17 protein-coding genes are annotated in these 17691 nt (G+C 57.4%); 6 read left to right on the forward strand and 11 right to left on the reverse strand.

All coding sequences use genetic code 11. From position 1 onward, the window contains the following. The first annotated feature begins 345 nt into the window (after nucleotides 1-345). Entirely contained in the window at nucleotides 346-984 is a 639-nt protein-coding gene (gene yihA / locus KF947_RS10480; RefSeq protein WP_133732179.1) for a ribosome biogenesis GTP-binding protein YihA/YsxC, read from the forward strand. Here yihA and KF947_RS10485 read toward each other — a convergent pair. The 8 genes from KF947_RS10485 to KF947_RS10520 all read right to left on the reverse strand — a co-directional run bounded on the left by KF947_RS10485 (nucleotide 957) and on the right by KF947_RS10520 (nucleotide 9947). After that, the gene (locus tag KF947_RS10485) at nucleotides 957-1715 is read right to left on the reverse strand and encodes an HAD family hydrolase (protein ID WP_223288392.1); all 759 of its coding nucleotides are present in this window, start codon (nucleotides 1713-1715) and stop codon (nucleotides 957-959) included. The two genes, yihA and KF947_RS10485, sit on opposite strands and share 28 nt — an antisense overlap. After that, complete coding sequence (locus KF947_RS10490; protein ID WP_227406200.1) at nucleotides 1712-2671, reverse strand: tyrosine recombinase XerC; 960 nt, start codon at nucleotides 2669-2671, stop codon at nucleotides 1712-1714. The genes KF947_RS10485 and KF947_RS10490 overlap by 4 nt, the downstream gene beginning before the upstream one ends. After that, the gene (locus KF947_RS10495; protein WP_133732182.1) at nucleotides 2664-3374 is read right to left on the reverse strand and encodes a DUF484 family protein; all 711 of its coding nucleotides are present in this window, start codon (nucleotides 3372-3374) and stop codon (nucleotides 2664-2666) included. Before KF947_RS10495 ends, KF947_RS10490 begins: the two co-directional genes overlap by 8 nt. Nucleotides 3375-3390: 16 nt before the next feature. Then, nucleotides 3391-4224 carry a diaminopimelate epimerase gene (gene dapF / locus KF947_RS10500; RefSeq protein ID WP_133732183.1) on the reverse strand — a complete coding sequence of 278 codons (834 nt, stop codon included), beginning with the start codon at nucleotides 4222-4224 and terminating at the stop codon, nucleotides 3391-3393. Beyond that, entirely contained in the window at nucleotides 4224-5495 is a 1272-nt protein-coding gene (lysA, locus tag KF947_RS10505) for a diaminopimelate decarboxylase (protein WP_227406201.1), read from the reverse strand. The genes dapF and lysA overlap by 1 nt, the downstream gene beginning before the upstream one ends. A 33-nt stretch (nucleotides 5496-5528) precedes the next feature. Then, nucleotides 5529-5660, reverse strand: coding sequence for an LPS translocon maturation chaperone LptM (gene lptM / locus KF947_RS10510; RefSeq protein WP_022521220.1), 132 nt, complete (start codon nucleotides 5658-5660; stop codon nucleotides 5529-5531). Next, nucleotides 5657-7060 carry an argininosuccinate lyase gene (argH, locus tag KF947_RS10515; RefSeq protein ID WP_227406202.1) on the reverse strand — a complete coding sequence of 468 codons (1404 nt, stop codon included), beginning with the start codon at nucleotides 7058-7060 and terminating at the stop codon, nucleotides 5657-5659. Before argH ends, lptM begins: the two co-directional genes overlap by 4 nt. A gap of 82 nt (nucleotides 7061-7142) precedes the next feature. Continuing rightward, the gene (locus tag KF947_RS10520; RefSeq protein WP_227406203.1) at nucleotides 7143-9947 is read right to left on the reverse strand and encodes an EAL domain-containing protein; all 2805 of its coding nucleotides are present in this window, start codon (nucleotides 9945-9947) and stop codon (nucleotides 7143-7145) included. Between the two features lie 135 nt (nucleotides 9948-10082). On the opposite strand from KF947_RS10520, the gene hemC reads away from it, so the two are divergent. Genes hemC through KF947_RS10540 form a run of 4 tightly spaced genes read left to right on the forward strand, consistent with a single transcriptional unit; the run spans nucleotide 10083 to nucleotide 14569 of the window. Then, nucleotides 10083-11027, forward strand: a complete 945-nt coding sequence (gene hemC / locus KF947_RS10525) for a hydroxymethylbilane synthase (RefSeq protein WP_133732186.1) — start codon at nucleotides 10083-10085, stop codon at nucleotides 11025-11027. After that, nucleotides 11024-11803, forward strand: a complete 780-nt coding sequence (locus KF947_RS10530) for a uroporphyrinogen-III synthase (RefSeq protein WP_227406204.1) — start codon at nucleotides 11024-11026, stop codon at nucleotides 11801-11803. Before hemC ends, KF947_RS10530 begins: the two co-directional genes overlap by 4 nt. A 13-nt stretch (nucleotides 11804-11816) precedes the next feature. Then, complete coding sequence (locus tag KF947_RS10535; RefSeq protein ID WP_227406205.1) at nucleotides 11817-13295, forward strand: uroporphyrinogen-III C-methyltransferase; 1479 nt, start codon at nucleotides 11817-11819, stop codon at nucleotides 13293-13295. Continuing rightward, nucleotides 13292-14569, forward strand: coding sequence for a heme biosynthesis HemY N-terminal domain-containing protein (locus KF947_RS10540; protein WP_133732189.1), 1278 nt, complete (start codon nucleotides 13292-13294; stop codon nucleotides 14567-14569). Before KF947_RS10535 ends, KF947_RS10540 begins: the two co-directional genes overlap by 4 nt. A gap of 54 nt (nucleotides 14570-14623) precedes the next feature. Here KF947_RS10540 and mscL read toward each other — a convergent pair whose 3' ends face one another. Then, complete coding sequence (gene mscL / locus KF947_RS10545) at nucleotides 14624-15151, reverse strand: large-conductance mechanosensitive channel protein MscL (protein WP_138799533.1); 528 nt, start codon at nucleotides 15149-15151, stop codon at nucleotides 14624-14626. 151 nt (nucleotides 15152-15302) lie between these two features. Then, nucleotides 15303-15746, reverse strand: coding sequence for a universal stress protein (locus KF947_RS10550; protein ID WP_223288384.1), 444 nt, complete (start codon nucleotides 15744-15746; stop codon nucleotides 15303-15305). 208 nt (nucleotides 15747-15954) lie between these two features. Here KF947_RS10550 and KF947_RS10555 point away from each other — a divergent pair, with 208 nt between their 5' ends. Beyond that, nucleotides 15955-16857 carry a LysR family transcriptional regulator gene (locus KF947_RS10555; RefSeq protein WP_009286235.1) on the forward strand — a complete coding sequence of 301 codons (903 nt, stop codon included), beginning with the start codon at nucleotides 15955-15957 and terminating at the stop codon, nucleotides 16855-16857. 18 nt (nucleotides 16858-16875) lie between these two features. On the opposite strand, the gene KF947_RS10560 is transcribed toward KF947_RS10555, so the two are convergent. Next, a complete protein-coding gene (locus KF947_RS10560; protein ID WP_223288382.1) occupies nucleotides 16876-17679 on the reverse strand; it encodes a universal stress protein in 804 nt (267 codons plus the stop codon). Nucleotides 17680-17691: the final 12 nt, after the last annotated feature.

Genomic DNA, 17691 nt, shown 5'->3' on the forward strand with positions numbered 1-17691 from the left:
ATGCCGTTTTATGTTTGACTGGTACGCACCCTGGGCGCTTCCCAGGTTTCACAAGTTACCAGGGTTAGCTCCGCCAATACCAACCTTCGCTAATACCAACAACGTATCGCGATGGTACACTAGCGCCTCAGGTCGCAGATATAAACCGCTTGCATTATAACGAATCACCCCAGCGGCGGGAATGCAAGTACTGACCTGCTTTAGGGGTAATTCGTCGCGGTACTGCTCTCAATTCTCTATCATGAGTCGCTATTATGCGTCCTACTTTACCTGATGGTGAGGCAATAATGAGGTGATAGTACGCAGAGTAGACCGCTTTTATGTTCGTTTTTCAGGATCAACCCCATGACTACCCCCCATGATAGCCCAATCCCTCGGCTGAACTACCCGACGGCAAGTTTTCTTATCAGCGCCCCCACCCTGGCCCTGTGCCCGGATGACACCGGCGCTGAGGTGGCCTTTGCCGGGCGTTCAAACGCAGGCAAATCAAGTGCTATCAACGCATTAACACAACAAAATGCGTTAGCGCGCACCTCGCGCACACCGGGGCGCACCCAGCTGATCAACTTTTTCAGCGTTATGAACGACGCGTCGCGGCGCTTGGTCGACCTGCCCGGCTATGGCTACGCCAAGGTTCCGGAGGCGGTCAAGCTAGAGTGGCAAAAGCACCTAGCGGAGTACCTGCGCAACCGTTACAGCCTACGCGGCTTAGTACTGCTAATGGACGTGCGCCACCCGCTCACCGAGTTCGACCAAATGATGCTCGACTATGCCGACCAGCGCGGAATGCCGGTGCATATTTTGCTTACCAAAGCCGACAAGCTGAAGAAAGGCCCTGCCAGCGCTGCGCTGCAAAAAGTACGCTCGCGTTTGAAGGATTGGGAAGACCTCGTCTCCGTTCAGCTGTTCTCTTCACTCAAGCGCGACGGCGTCGATACGCTATCCCAGAAACTCAATCAGTGGCTGTATACACCGCCTGAATGATGCATCTCTAGCTTCTCAAGCACACTGGGTAGCTCTTTAATATGGGCAATGCGGTGCACACGCGGGGGAAGCGGTTGATCCTCCGCTTCAGAAATCCAGACCGCGTGCATGCCCAGCTGCTGGGCAGGGAGCACGTCCTCCTGCCACGAGTCACCCACGTGCATGGCGCATTCAGGGGCCACGTTTAAGCGCGACAGCGCGGTGAGAAACGGCGTAGGATCGGGCTTGGGCGCCAGTAGCTCGCCCGCAGCAATGGCGACCGGAAAATAGCTGGCCAGCGGCTGACGTTTAAGATGTATATTGCCGTTGGTGATCGCCGCCAACTGATAGCGCTCCGCTAAGGCAGCCAGTAAACCGGCCGCTTCAGGGTGGGGCGTGACCTGTACACGCAGGCGGTGAAACTCATTCATCGCCGCCCCTGCCCACATCAACGCAGCACTGCGGTGCAGACCGGCGCCTTCTAACTGAGCCTCCAGGGCGCGCAAACGTAGCCAAGTGAAGTCGCCGCGCCGTTCGGGCACCTCTTTAGCCAACTGTTGACGACGCTGAAGGTAATCCAGCCCGCCCTCTTCGTGGGATAACGCCAGCGCTGTTTCCTGGCGTGCCGCTCGCCATGCCTCAAGCGCCTCCAGCAGCCAGCGGTAGTGGCCCTCTTCGGTACGCGCCATCACGCCGTGGTTATCCCACAACGTGTCATCGAGATCGAAGGTGATTGCCTGCAGCATCGTCATGGTTTACTCCTGGGGCTATTTTTGCGGTCGCTGGGGCCCCGTTTGGCGCGGGGGTGGGCGGCATCGTAGCTGGTCGCAAGATGCTGCCAATCAAGCCGGGTATAGATTTGCGTAGTCGACAGATTGGCGTGGCCCAGCAACTCCTGTACGGCGCGAAGATCCTGGCTCGACTCCAACAGATGGCTAGCAAAGGAGTGACGCAACCGGTGAGGGTGCAGGTGTTCGGGCAGGCCACGGGCAAGCGACAGCTGCGCTAAGCGCTTTTGAATGGCACGATGCCCTAAGCGCTGCCCGCGCTGGCCCACAAATAGCGCCTGCTCAGTAATAGGTGCCAGCACTGAGCGACACCCCAGCCACTCGGCCAGCGCCTGCTGGGCGCGGCGCCCTACCGGCACCTGACGCGGCTTGCCGCCTTTACCTATTACCCTTACCCGGCTGTTCTGCAAATCGCCCAAATCAAGGGCCGCCAGCTCCGCCAAGCGCAAGCCGCTGGAGTAAAACAGTTCAAGAATAGCCTGATCCCGCATGCCCAATGGCGAGCCATCGTGGGGGGTATCAAGAAAGCGCGCCAGGGCATCGACATCCACAGGGCGCGGCAGATGGCTCGGCTGTTTAGGCGTACGCAGTAGCCCCACCGGGTTATCGACCAGCACACCCTGCTTGACCAGGTAATCGGCGAAGCGGGACAGCGCCGCCCGTCGCCGGGCCAGGCTTCTAGGCGCCAGGCCGCGACTACGCTCCGCCCCTAAAAACGCCCGCAGCAGAGCGGTATCTAACGCCGCGGGATCCGTCACATCGCGCCGCTCGGTGAAGCGACACAGGGCGGCCAAATCGTGCCGATAAGCCGCCACCGTGGCAGGACTTGCATGAGACGCCAGCGCCGCTAGAAAGGCCTCAACGCGCTTGGCTATCGGCGTCTCAGCCAGGGATGGCTCATCTAGCGTTGAGTTAGCCATGATCGCCCAGGCGAATCAGCAGGCGCGCGACGATATCGCCCAAGTACTCGGTGAACAGCGTGTCCATACTGGCCCGGTAAGCGTCTGGGCTGGGGCTGGCTAGCAGCAAATAACCCAAGGGGTCGCCCGCAGAGAGGCGCGAAATAGCGCAGGAGCCCGCTTTACGGGGCGCTTTGACATGGGGCAGCAGGCATTTCCAGTCGCTAACGCTAAGCTTAACGCAGCGGCTGGTACGGCCATCCAACAACGCCGAAAGCCGCGCACTGGCGTGCTGATCCAGCACATGGCGAGGCGGCTGGGGCGGCGTCGGCTCACTATCGCTTAACGTGGCCGGACACCACAGCGCCATGGCCGGGGTTTCAAAGCGCTCGCTAAGCTGAGTGGCCAACGCTTGCGCCAGCGCATCGCGATCCGGCGCTTCCACCAGGGCTATCAACGTTTCCCGCAGCCGACGGTACTGTGACTCGTTATGGCGAGCGGTCTCCAGCAGGTGCTCCAGGCGGCCCTCGGCGGTTTCTGCGCGCTTACGCAGATCTAACACCAGGCGCTCGAGCAGTGACACCGACCCGTCGATATGCGGATGGGGAACCTGCAGTTGCTGCAGAAGCCCTTCCCGGCCGACGAAAAAATCGGGATGGCGCGCCAGCCAGAACGCCACTTGATCAGGCTCGAGCGTTTTGCGGGGTTCGGGGGCTTGTGACATCGCCGTTCTCCTCGAATTAATTAAGTGCTACGCGGCCATCGAAAACCCGTGTAGCTGGCCCCACCATCGTTAGCGCCCCTTCAGGGTCAGGCCACTCAATGCTGAGCTCTCCACCAAGTAAATGAACCTTTACGGGGCTTTTCAGCAGCCCCTGACGAATGCCGCTGGCCACCGCGGCGCAGGCACCGGTACCGCAGGCCAGGGTTTCGCCGCTGCCGCGTTCGTACACGCGCAAACGAATTTCACTGGGCGAGAGTACCTGCATAAAGCCCACGTTAACACGCTTAGGAAAACGCGGATGTGCCTCGACCAATGGCCCTAGGCGCTCGACCGGGGCTTCATCCACGCTGTCGACCTGCAGCACCGCATGGGGGTTACCCATGGAGACCACGCCGATCTGCAGCGTTTCATCGCCCACTTCGAGCTGATGTAGGGGTTGATCCCCTGGGGCATCGAACGGCAGCGCCAGAGGGCTAAACCGCGGGCGGCCCATATCTACCCGCACCATGCCGTCGTGCTGCACGGTCAGCACCAACGGCCCTCCGGCGGTTTCCACATGAATTTCATGCTTGTGGGTTAGCCGCTGATCGCGCACGAAGCGGGCAAAACAGCGCGCGCCATTGCCGCAGTTTTCCACTTCACTGCCGTCGGCATTGTAAATGCGGTAGCGAAAATCCATCTCGGGATCGCGAGGCGGCTCGACGACCAACAGCTGGTCAAAGCCAATGCCGAAACGCCGATCTGCCAGCGTGCGGATTTGGGCTTCGTCCAGCCGCGCGCGCTGAGTGACCAGATCCACCATGACAAAGTCATTGCCCAGGCCATGCATTTTGGTGAAGTGTAACAGCATTAGCGCCCCCCTTCGGGCAGCAGTGCTTCACCCGCCCATAGGCTGGCAACGGTTTCCCGGGCGCGCACCACGTGGCAGTTGTCGCCATCGACCATCAACTCGGCGGCACGAGGGCGACTGTTGTAGTTCGACGCCATGACAAAGCCGTAGGCCCCCGCCGAGCGCACTGCCAAAAGATCGCCTTCGGTAATCGCCAGCTCGCGTTCCTTGCCCAGGAAGTCACCGGTTTCACACACGGGGCCCACTACGTCGTAAAGGGCGCTTTCCCGCGTTTGGCGAGTATCCACCGGCACAATCGCCTGCCAGGCCTGGTACAGCGCCGGACGAATCAGATCGTTCATGGCCGCATCGACAATGGCGAAATTCTTGGTCTCGCCGGGCTTGAGAAACTCTACCCGCGTAAGCATGACCCCCGCATTGGCAGCGATGGAGCGGCCGGGCTCAAACAGCAGCGTAAGCGCTTCGCCACCTTCCCAGCGCGAAAGCCGCGCCAGCAGCTGGCTGGCGTAATCAAACGGCTGGGGCGGTTTTTCATCACGGTAAGGCACGCCTAAACCGCCGCCTAAATCCAGGTGCTCAATTTCGATGCTCCGCTCACGCAAGCGTTCCATAAGCACCAGCAGGCGATCAAGGGCATCCAAAAACGGCGCCGTCTCGGTAAGCTGCGAACCAATGTGGCAATCAAGTCCTTTCACCTGCAGATTAGGCAGGCTTGCGGCCAGTTCGTAAACCGCCAAGGCTTCATCCACTGGGATGCCGAACTTGTTATCCTTCAAACCAGTGGAGATATACGGGTGAGTACCCGCATCCACATCTGGGTTGACCCGCAACGAGACCGGGGCAATTTTACCCAGCTCACCGGCAACGCGATTCAAGCGCTCAAGCTCCGGGCGTGACTCAACGTTAAAGCACTTAATGCCCACTTCCAGCGCACGGATCATTTCATGGGGCTGCTTGGCAACCCCTGAAAACACCACCTTCGCTGGATCACCACCGGCTTTGAGTACCCGCTCGAGCTCACCGATGGAAACAATATCGAACCCCGCACCCAGCTTGGCCAACAGCCCCAGCACTGCCAGGTTGGAGTTGGCCTTCACCGCGTAACAAATCAGGTGTGGGTGGCCACCCAGTGCTTCGGTATAGGCGCGAAAGTGACGTTCGAAAGTGGCTTTTGAGTAGACGTAGCAGGGTGTGCCGTACTCGTCGGCAATGCGTGACAGCGGTACGTCTTCGGCGTACAGCACGCCATCGCGGTAATTAAAATAGTCCATGGTGCTCTCCCCTTCTCCTGGGCCTGCAGCTATCTATTCAGACGCCTGGGCAGATTGCTCGTCAGCGGGCGCATCTTCCGGCAGATAAAGCGGCCCTTTTTGTCCACAGCCGACAACCGCGGTTAACAGCAGCGCCGAAAGGGCCATGATTGCCAGCGTTTTCATGCGCCCGCCTTGAGCGCACTTAGCGCCTCACGCGCTCGCTGGGCGGCTGCCCGCACCTGATTCGGCGCGGTACCACCAATGTGATTACGGGCGGCTACCGAGCCTTCCAGGGTCAACACCTCGAACACATCCTGCTCGATGGTATCGGAGAACTGTTTGAGCTCATCCAGACTCATCTCGGACAGGTCTTTTTCGCTTTTAAGGCCATAAGCCACCGACTGCCCCACGATTTCGTGGGCGTCGCGGAAGGCTACGCCCTTGCGCACCAGGTAGTCGGCCAAGTCCGTCGCGGTAGAGAAACCACGCCGCGCCGCTTCATACATGCTGGCTTTTTTAGGCTCGATCGCGGGCACCATGTCGGCGAACGCTTTTAAGCAGTCGCGCACGGTATCCACTGCATCGAACAGCGGCTCTTTATCTTCCTGATTGTCTTTGTTGTAGGCCAGCGGCTGGGATTTCATCAGCGTTAGCAGCGATATCAGGTGGCCGTACACGCGACCGGTTTTGCCGCGTACCAGCTCAGGCACGTCGGGGTTTTTCTTCTGCGGCATGATCGAAGAACCGGTGCAGAAGCGGTCGGGCAGGTCGATAAAGTTGAACTGGGCGCTGGTCCATAGCACCAGTTCTTCGCTCATGCGCGATAGGTGCATTAGTAGAATGCTGGCAAAGCTGGTGAATTCGATGGCGAAGTCACGATCCGAGACCGCGTCCAGAGAGTTTTCCGTTGGACGGTCAAAACCTAACAGTTCTGCTGTTACATGGCGGTCGATCGGGTAGGTAGTGCCTGCCAGCGCGGCTGCTCCCAGCGGCATGACATTGCCGCGCTTACGGCAGTCCAGCAGGCGCTCGTGATCCCGGGCCAGCATCTCTTGCCAAGCCAGAATATGGTGGCCAAAGGTGACCGGCTGGGCGGTTTGCAGGTGGGTAAAGCCGGGCATAATGGTCTCGGCTTCACGGTCAGCCAGTTCGATCATGCCTTCACGCAGGCGCTTGAGTTCCACTTCGATAACGTCGATCTCATCGCGCATAAACAGGCGAATATCAGTGGCGACCTGGTCGTTACGCGAGCGCCCGGTGTGGAGTTTTTTGCCGGTAATACCGATCTTTTCGGTCAGCCGCGCTTCGATGTTCATATGCACATCTTCCAGCGGCACCGACCAGTTAAACTCGCCGCGCTCGATTTCACCCTGAATCTCGTTCAGGCCGTTAATAATCGCATCGCGCTCGTCATCGGTGAGCACGCCGACCCGAGCCAGCATAGTGGCGTGGGCGATAGAGCCCTGGATGTCCTGGGGGGCCAGGCGCTGGTCGAAATTAACTGACGCGGTGAAGCGTGCAACAAAGGCATCGGTGGGCTCGCTAAAGCGACCGCCCCAAGACTGATTCGTGGCTTGGCTCATCGAAGATATATCCTGCTGACAAAACAATGGAGTCGTTAGCAGAAAGTGTACCAGAGTCGCCCCGGTCAGCGGCACGCCGTTTTTATTTATGCGGGAGCCAAGAGCCTGACATTACGACGGCAGGTGGTTTGTGCAGAAATTCGTACAGGGCACTTAGGGGCATGGGGCGGGCAAAGTAGTAGCCCTGGAAATAGTCGCAGTGGTGCTGTTGCAGGTAGCCGAACTGCTCTGCCGTCTCTACACCTTCGACCAGCACTTCGAGCCCCATTTTCCCCGCCATGGCGACCACGCCGTCGATAATCGCGGCATCGTAGCGATCCGTAATCACCTCGCGCACAAAGGAGCGGTCAATCTTGATGCGATTAATCGGCAACCGCTTTAAGTAGCTTAAGCTAGAGAAGCCGGTGCCAAAATCGTCTAGTGCAATCTGGACTCCCAGCGCTCGTAGATTTCTTAATGCCTGTATCGCTTGCTCGGCGCTGTCCATCAGCACCCCCTCGGTAAGCTCCAACTCTAACAGCGCAGGCGTTAGTCTGCTGCTCGCCAGCACCTGATCAATAGAGGCGAGGAAGCCAGGGCGTTGAAACTGCATGGGCGAAATATTAACCGCCATGGTGATCTCGCCCAGCCCCAGGCCATTGAGCTGCTGGGCATCGCGACAGGCGGTAGCTAACACCCACTCGCTAATGGGAATGATCTGACCAGTATCCTCGGCAAGGCTAATAAAATCAGACGGCGGGATATTGCCTCGCTCAGGGTGCTGCCAGCGGATCAGCGCTTCAACCCCCACCACGCGACCGCTTGGCGCGTGAATCTGCGGTTGGTAATGAAGCTCGAACTGCTGTTGCTCAATGGCTTGCTGTAGCGCACTGCGTAAGCTAACCCGTTCGCTCACCTTGCGATTCAAGTCTTCGGTATACCAGTGGTAGGTATTACGCCCGCGCCGTTTGGCTTTATACATCGCCAAGTCCGCCTGCTGGATAAGCTGGCGGGGGTTTTTCATACTGCCGTCATTGATGGCAATGCCAATACTGGCGGTGATGCGCAGCTCGCTGTCGCGAAACCAGTAGGGCGGCGAAAGCCCCTGGAGAACCCGTTCGACCACTTGTATTACGTCGCCCTGATGGGCTAGATCCGGCAACAACACCACAAACTCATCGCTGCCAAAACGCGCAACGGTGTCCCAGGGGCGCAGTTCATTTTCCAGCCGTTTGGCAACCTCGACCAGAATAAAGTCGCCCACTTCATGGCCCAAGGTATCGTTGATCGGCTTGAAATCATCCAAGTCGATAAACAGCACGGCGATATAGCGATGGTAGCGGCGCGCTACCACGCACCCCTCTTCCAAGCGCTGACCAAGCAACAGCCGATTGGGCAGCCCGGTCAAGGCATCGTGATGGGCGTTATGGTCGAGTTGCGCCTGATATTCGCGCTGTTCAGAAATATCGTTTTGGACACCGATAAAGTGGGTCACCTGACCGTCTTCATCGAGAACGGGCGAAATGTACAGGTCGTTCCAAAACACCGTACCGTCACGCCGATAGTTACGAATGACCACGTGCACTTCACGCTGTTCGGTAATTCCTACCTGAAGCTGCTTGACGGTGGCGGGATCGGTCTCGTTACCTTGCAGGAAACGGCAGTTGCGCCCCAGTGCCTGGCTGCGCGAGTAGCCGGTAATGCGCTCGAAGGCAGCGTTAACGTAGACCATAGGCAGGTCGCTGCGCTGGGCATCGACAATCACCACCCCGTTGGTACTTGATTCAACGCTACGCTCCAGCAGTTTTAGCTGATGCTCGGTTGCTTTACGCTCGTTGATATCACGAAAATAGACCGCCAGACCTTCGGGTGAAGGGTAAACGTGCACCTCCAGCCAACTATTTAAGCGCGGATTGAACGCTTCAAAATGTACCGCTTCTTGTTGGCTCGCGGCACGTTGATACTCTTTCTGAAACCTGCTGCCCACGGCGTCAGGAAACGTCTGCCAAATATGCTGGCCTAGCAGCTCACCTTCGTGGCGCTTCAAAATACGCTCCGCCTCTCGGTTCACGTAAGTAAAACGCCACTCCGTATCCAGAGTAAAAAAACTGTCTGTAATGCTATCCAGCGTCATGGTTAGCCGGTGTGCAAGCTGGGTCAGGTTTTCGCGCAACTGCTTTTGCTCGGTAATATCCTGCGACGCCCCCTGCACCTGAATAATGCGGCCCTCGTGATCGCGCACCGCCTTACCAATCGCTCGCACCCAGAGGTGCTTACCTTGGCGGGTAATCACCTCATACTCGTCATCAAAGCTAATACCGTACTCACAGCAGGCATTAAATGCCGCCATCAGGCGCTCCCGTGACTCCGGCGCATAAAAGGAAAACGCCTCTTCAACGCTGGGTTGAAACCCCGGGGGCATGCCGTGGATATGGCTAAGCTCATCGGACCAGATAGGCTGACCGTCCGCCATGTCGACATACCAGCCGCCAATCAGAGCGGTTTCACCGGCAATTTTGAACAGCCGTTGGTTGCGCAGCAACTGCTCATCCGCGGCCTTGCGGCGCGTAATCACCCGGGCGATCACGTAAATCACCCCCTCCCCTGATGAAGGCGTAATTTCTAGCCAGTGCTGTTTGCCGGTTGCAGAAACAGCACGCACCTCGAAGGGAAGGATCTTTTCGCCTTGGTGCATGCGCTGTAACGCTCCCTCGATCACGGGATGATCGAGGGGGTCAATGACAACACCACAGGCACGCCCAATTAAGTTTTCGGACGAGTACCCCAGCAGCGTCTCGAAGGCGGGATTGACTTGCAGCAGCGTGCCTTCAAAGTCGATACAGCAGAACAGATCCCGTGAGAGCAGGAAAAACTGGTCAAGCTGGCCGTGGGGTAACACTAAGGACATAGGATTTCCTAGGGAACGGATAAAACACGTTACGAGAGCATAATTAGTTCCGTTATTTTTACTGTGGCGCTCGGTGCTTTATGATGACACTTATCATAGCTTGACTCGCCGTGTCTGCGGTATAGGGAGAATAACGTGCTATCAATCACCAAACTGCGCATTGCCACGCGTAAAAGCCAACTGGCCATGTGGCAGGCTGAGTACGTTCGCGACCGCCTAATGGCGGCTCACAGCGGCCTTGAGGTCGAGCTTGTAGCACTGTCTACCAAGGGCGACAAAATTCTCGATACGCCGCTTTCAAAAATTGGCGGTAAAGGGCTGTTCGTTAAAGAGTTGGAAGACGCCATGCTGGATGGCCGTGCCGATATTGCCGTCCACTCTATGAAAGATGTCCCCATGCACTTTCCCGAAGGGCTGGGCCTGTCGGTCATTCTAGAGGGCGCCGACCCTACCGATGCGTTTGTATCCAACCACTACTCTAGCATTGATGAGCTCCCCGAAGGGGCGCGTATTGGCACCGCCAGCCTACGGCGCGGTCTTCAGATGCGTGAAGCCCGTCCCGACCTGCAAATTCTTAATCTGCGCGGCAACGTACAAACGCGGCTAGGCAAATTAGACGCGGGCGAATTTGACGCCATCATCCTGGCGACCTCGGGCCTTAAGCGGTTGGGCTTGGACGATAGGATTGCCCAGGCACTGCCGCCGGAAGTGTGCTTGCCCGCCTGCGGCCAAGGTGCTCTAGGCATTGAGTGCCGGCTGCATGATCCCGAGCTGATTGCGTTGCTAGCCCCGCTTGACGACGCAGACACCGCAACCCGCGTACGCGCCGAACGGGCCATGAACACGCGCTTAGAGGGCGGCTGCCAAGTACCCATTGCGGGCCACGCGGTGCTGGATATTGACAATGAAACCCTGTGGCTACGTGGCTTAGTGGGCAACCCAGAGGGCACCGAAGTGCTGCGCGCTGAAGGCCGCGGCTCGATGCATGAACCGGAAGCGCTGGGCATTCGCATTGCCGAAGAGCTGCTCGACCAGGGCGCTGGCGATATTCTGGCTGAGGTTTACGGCCGCGCCATATGAGCCAACCGGTACTGATCTGCCGCCCCGGCGAGCGCGGTGAAGCGTTGGCCGCTGCTCTGCGCGAGCGCGGCGAGAGCGTTGAATCACTCAATGTGATGCAACTCGAAGCCTTGCCAGAAACCCCTGAAATGCGGCGTATCTGGCTGGATATTGATCAGTACCATAAGATAATAGTCATCAGTCCCTTTGCGGCCACTTGCTTAAGTGAAGCGCTGGATCGCTTCTGGCCGCAGTTGCCTATTGGCATTGACTACTACAGCGTTGGCAGCGCCACAGCAGCGACGCTTTATGATCAGTTGGGCGTCCGCGTGCATGTGCCTGGGCCGAGTGCCGGCGAAGATACCAGCGAAGCACTGCTGGCGCTTGCCTCGTTACAGCAGTTAGCGCACCAGCGTATTCTACTGGTGGCGGGTGAAGGTGGCCGCCCGCTGCTCGCTGAAACGCTTGCCGAACGGGGGGCACTGGTAACACGAGCTGCGGTGTATCGACGCAGGTTTCACCCCCTTGCCCCCACGCTACAAACGCGCCTTTCTTCAGGTAATTACCGGGCGTTGATCGTCACCAGCAGCGAACTGCTGGAACATCTGGCAAAATGGTGCAATCAGGCGGCCTTGAACCAACCGCTAATCGTTTCCAGTCGCCGTTTGGCTACACTGGCTGGCATACTGGGTTTTTGTGACCTTAAGGTGGCGTCCGGAGCTACGCCAGCTGCGTTGATAGCGGCGTTGGAGACCTGCGACCCACAGGGTGCCGATGTCGATCAAGGAACTTACTAAGGGCTAGCGACACATGAGCAAACAAGTAAACGATCAGGACGATGTACAACCGACGTCCTCCGATGCCTCTCAAGGCGTCCCTAAAACGACCGACAAAGCAGCTTCCACGACCGACGCGACTGAGCCCAGCACGCCGAACACACCGCCGAGCTCTACAACACCTGCTCAGAGTGGTGCTAAAAATAGTCGGTCGCGGCGGCGTGGAAAGGGCTCGTCCACTGCGAGTTCAACCGCTGCTAGCAGCGCGGCAAAACCGGCAGATACCTCTACGCCCAGCAGCACAGGCTCATCGTCACCGAGTGCCGCTCAGCCAGGCTCTTCCTCCTCAAGTGGGTCGACCTCTAGTTCGCCATCTTCAAGCGCCGGCTCGTCAAAGCCGACCAGAGACAAGTCATCGGCGGGCACCACGCCGCCCACCGGCCACAAAGGCAGCGGTAGCGGCCAGAGCGGCGGTGGCGGTAAAAGTGGCGGCCTGGCAATTGCCCTGGTGATTATTCTGGCGATTGCCCTAGCGTTCGTCGCTTGGCAAGGTTGGCAACGCCTGGATAATCAGCAGCAGCGCCTCGACGAACTGACGCAACAGGCTGAAGGTAGCGCCTCACAGCAGGCGGTTAGCGACCTTGAATCACGCCTGGATAGCGGCGAAGCCGAGCGCGATGAAGCGTTGCAGAGCACTCTGGGCGACCTGCGTGATGAATTTGACAGCTACCGCAGCGACGTTGATGAGACCCTGGGCCAAGTGCTGGATCAGCTCTCTCAGGAGCAGGATACCGACGAGCGCGAGTGGCTGCATGCCGAAGCCGCCTACCTGCTACGTCTTGCCAATCAGCGCCTACAGCTGGAAGGCGATGTTGACGGCGCGGCCGCACTGCTGCGTACCGCCGATGCGCGCCTAGTTGATGCAGATAACCCAGCGTTGACGCCCGTACGCGAAGCCATTGCCAATGAGCTAGCCGCGCTGGACGCCGTGCCCCAGGTTGACCGTACCGGCCTCTACCTAGCGCTCAATGCCCAGCAGGAACGTATCTCCTCTCTGCGACTCTCTCAAGAAATTGAGGAGCAAGCGGTAACCTCCAGCATCGAACAGCCGCCGACCGGCACTTTCCAGCGCCAGCTGGCGCGCTTCGGTGAAGAGCTTAAAGACCTGGTGGTGGTTCGCCATCACGATGAAGCGCTGGAAGCGCTGATTACTCCGGAGCAAGAGTCTTACCTGCGCCAAAGCCTGCGCTTAGTGCTGGAGCAGACACAGCTGGCCCTGCTCAACGAAGAGAAAGAGCTTTATGACGCGAGTATCGACAAAGCGCTGCAACTGCTGAACGACTACTACGACACCACTCGCGAAGAGACCCAAAGCGTTATTGCGCGCCTTCAAGAGCTCAAGGAAGCCGAGGTAAAACCCGAGCTGCCCGATATCAGCGCTTCACAGCAGGAACTTGCACGCTTTATCGACAACCGCTATGAGACGCGCGGCCAAAGCGGAGGTGATTCATGAGAAAGCTTGTTCTCCTCATTGTCGCAGGCCTCGCCGTCGGGGCCCTGTTCGGGCATCTGATGATGTCGGTGCCCGGCTACTGGCTGATCCGCGTGGGCGACTCCTCCATCCAGACATCGTTTTGGTTTGGTCTGGTACTGCTGTTTGCCGCCTTTATCGTCCTACACTTCGTGCTGCGTTTGCTCAGCGGTATTATTCGCCCCATGGGACGTTTTCGTAGCTGGAACAGCCGCGCCCGTAACCGTCGCGCCATGCAGCGCACCGTGCGTGGTCTGGTAGCACTGACCGAAGGGCGCTGGAAAAAGGCCGAAAAAACCCTGGTTAATGCCGCCGATGACTCCAGCACACCGCTGGTCAACTACCTATCCGCAGCGCTGGCGGCCCATTACCAGGGCCACCACGTGAAATCCCAGGAGCACCTGAATCAGGCACAGCTAACCACCGACGGCGCCGATACCGCCGTTGGCCTGATGCAAGCGCAAATGATGATTGAGCGTCAGCAGCCCGAAGAAGCGCTGGCGATTCTGAATCGCCTGGATAAGAAGCTCTCCAACCACCCGCAGGTGCTCAAACTACTCAAGCAGGTGCACTTAAGCGTCAACGATTGGGAAGGCTTAAGGCGTTTGATTCCACGCTTGGCGGCGCAGAAGCTCATTACCCAGCAAGAGCGTGAACAGCTTGAGTTTAAAGCCTATCGCGAACTTATCGTGTTTGAAGCGCAAAACCCCACCAACATTGAGCGGGTGCGTGGCCTTTGGGCCGATATGCCCGACTACCTGCGCGGCAACACCGAACTGATCGTGCTATACAGCGAAGCGCTGATTCAAGCCAACGAAGAGCCAATTGCCGAGCGCTTGCTCAACCATTCGCTGGATCACCACTGGGACGCGCGGCTGGTGAAACGCTACGGCCTGCTAAACGTAGATGCGGCACGCCAACTTGCTAAAGCCGAGAAGTGGCTGCAGGAACGCCCCAACGACCCAGAGCTGCTGCTCGCTTGTGGTCGCCTCTCGCTGCGTATCGGCCAATGGCAGAAAGCACTCGAGTACTTTGAAGCCAGCCAGCGTCAGCGCCCCAATGGCGAAGTCTGCGCTGAGCTAGCGCGCCTCTATGCAAGCCTGGGCGAGCATAACAAGAGTCAGCTCTACTACCGCCACAGTGTTGAGATGTTGGCCAAATCGCTGCCATCGCTGCCGCAACCCAGCGATGCTAACGACAGCAAAAAGCCCGACAGTAAGCAAAAAGAGAGCAAAACCATTAAAAAAAGCGCGTAGTGGCGCTTCTGCTATAACGCTCAAGGGCGCCTTCATAGGCGCCCTTTTTAGTGGCTAAGGTTTGGCAGGTGGCATTGGTGGTGGCGCAGGTGCTGCTTCAACCGGCGCTTCAGCCTCCACTGGCTGAGAAAGCGTTGCTGTGCAGTGGCCACAGCGGGTGGCTTTGATTGGCACCACCATCAAACAGTAAGGGCAAGGCTGCTCGGTAGGACTTGCAGGTGCCACCGCCTCTTCGCGCTTTAACCGGTTGATGGTACGTACCAATAGAAAGACCACAAAGGCGACAATCGTAAAGCTCACCACCGCATTAATAAACAGCCCAAGGTTTAGCGTTACCGCCCCGGCGGCCTGGGCATCCGCCAGCGTCGCATAAGGGCCACCCACCACCCCTTGGCGTAACACCACAAACAGATTGGAAAAGTCGACCCCGCCCACCAGCAAGCCAATCAGCGGATTCATCACATCCGCCACCAGGCTTTGCACAATCAGCGTAAACGCCCCGCCGATAATGATCCCCACCGCCATATCGACGACGTTGCCTTTTACCGCGAACTCTCGAAATTCCTGGAAAAATTTTGCCATTTTCAAACGTCCTAACGTTTCGTTTTTAGCCAATACCCTGAGTTATAGCGTCTTGCTAAAAGCATGGGCTAGGGTGTGTTAGGCGACAAGTAAATTTCTGCAGATTGAAAACTGTATCGGGAGAGGTGCGGGCAGATATCGCCGCTGCTTTTTATTGGCTCACCGTAATCACAGGACACTTGGCTGAATGGCTCACTTTGTGCGATACACTGCCAATCACCACACCAGCCAAGTCGCTTAGTCCCCGGCTGCCCATCACAATGGCATCGACATTATTGGCATTGGCGGCCTCTATAATGGCGCGGGCTGGGTCACCTTCCGTCAGCAACTCTTCAATGTGCTTAGCGCCCTCTGCCTGCGCGGAGCTCACCGCCTGGGCCAATAGCTGTTCACCCACCTTCTCGCGTTCAGCAAGCGTAGTGCCAGCATCAATCGCACCAATGCCCCATACCAGTGTGGTCGCATAGGTAAGCGTTTCAGGTACATGTAGTAAGTAGAGCGTGGAGCCTTCTCTATCCAGCAGCTTGCAAGCTACTTTCAAAGCTTGTTTAGCGCTCTCAGAGCCGTCGACAGGAACTAAAATACGCGCATACATGGCAGGCCTACCTCCTTTTATTCTAGCATTCTTTACTAAAGTCGTAGTCGATATTTCGCTTTTAAACGTTTAAATGCTGGTAGCGTTATGGCGCTTGGTTAGGCTGGTTTTTAAGTTGCCTCAATACGTGAAAAGCATCGCCAGCATGCTAACAAGCGAATGACAAAGCCAATATTGTTTAAGTAGCCGCTCATACCTTGGAGGTATCATGGAACTACGCCACCTGAGGTACTTCTGCGTTGTCGCTGAAGAGCTTAACTTTACCTGTGCGGCTGAACGGTTGCATATGTCTCAACCGCCTCTTTCCCGCCAAATCAAACAATTAGAACAAGAGGTAGGAGCTGAACTGTTTGAACGAAGCTCAAGAGGATTGCGTTTGACGCCGCCAGGTGTCTTTTTTCAGCAGCACGCTCTGCAGATTTTAGAGAAAGTGGAAGTCACCATCGACGCCACTCGACACATGGCGCGTAGCAAGCGGGCACTATTCGGCATTGGCTTTGTACCGTCCGTTTTTTACGGGCAACTCCCAATGCTCGTGCGTGATTTGCGCCGCATGGATAATGTCGAGCTCTCCTTGGCAGAGCTTACGACAGTACAACAAATTCAGGCGCTCAAAGCGGGTCGCATCGACATGGGCTTCGGGCGTTTACGTATTGATGACCCCGACGTCGAGCAGGAGATTCTCTTCGACGAGCCATTAATTGCAGCTCTATCTAGCGGTCACCCGCTAGAGGGCACAACCCCTAGCTGCGAAGAGCTGGCTCGCTACCCTCTAATCCTTTTTCCCGCAAAACCACGTCCTAGCCTTGCCGATATGGTATTGGGAATTTTCCGCCGTCAAGGATTAAAGGTCGAAGTTGTGCAGGAAGCCAACGAGGTTCAAACGGCACTTAGCCTTGTCGCTTCCGGCATTGGCATTACGCTGGTTCCAGAGCAGGTAAAGCGTGTCCAACGCGATGGTATTTGCTATGTACCATTGGCCGATAAATCAATTACATCTCCCGTTATCTGCAGCCGTCGGCGGGGCGAAAAACCCTCCCCGCTTATGCAGGAAGCCAATGCTATTTTAGAAGTACTCGTTGAAAATCGCCGCTCTGGGCGCTACCCATAATGGCAGCAAGCCAGTGATTCAAGGTCGCAGAACAGCCACAGGGCAAGAAGCTTCATGCAGCACTTCGTGGCTGACACTGCCCGCCACCACCTGCGAAAGGCCGCTACGCCCATGGGTGGTCATGGCAAGCATCGTATTATGGCTACCCGCTAAATAACTGACGATAGAGTCGGCGGGGTCGCCATGAAGCACCTCCCAGTCTACTTCCAGTTTTTGCTCACTTTCGACACGGCGTGCCAGCGCGTTTAGATAGGCTGACTCCATCACATCGGTATGACCTAACGCTGTGGACTTTCTGGCAGCAGAGACATCTATCACTTGCAACAATTGCAAACGAGCTCCCAAACGCTTCGATAAAGTTGCTGCATGGGGCAAAATTTGCTCGGATAGCTTAGACCCATCAACACAAACGGCTAATACGTCGACCCGCTGGTGGGCTCGACTGTCATAGCGGGGGCCACACAGGTAAACCGGACGCTGAGCCCTTCGCACAACCCCTGCAGTTACGCTGCCGATCAGCATCTCCGGTACCGGGCGTCGACCATGGGCCATCATACATAGCCCGGTATCCTCGCAACTAGCGAGCTCACCCAGATACGCCTTGGCGCTATCATGAGCAACGACGTCGATAGCGACTGCTTCGAGATGGTGCGACGCCAAGCGCCCCTGCAGTTTAGTGCGCCGTGGGCCGATCTCATCTTGCGTCGGCACCACCGAGATAGCGCTTACCTCTACCCCCAGCTGGGCCGCAAACGTTTGTCCGAACTGCAGGGCATGCAAAGCACTTTCACTATCATCAACCGCCACAACAATCTTTTCCATGGTTACACTCCC

Origin of the sequence: Halomonas sp. FeN2, assembly GCF_020595105.1 — a bacterium.
Taxonomy (GTDB): domain Bacteria; phylum Pseudomonadota; class Gammaproteobacteria; order Pseudomonadales; family Halomonadaceae; genus Vreelandella; species Vreelandella neptunia.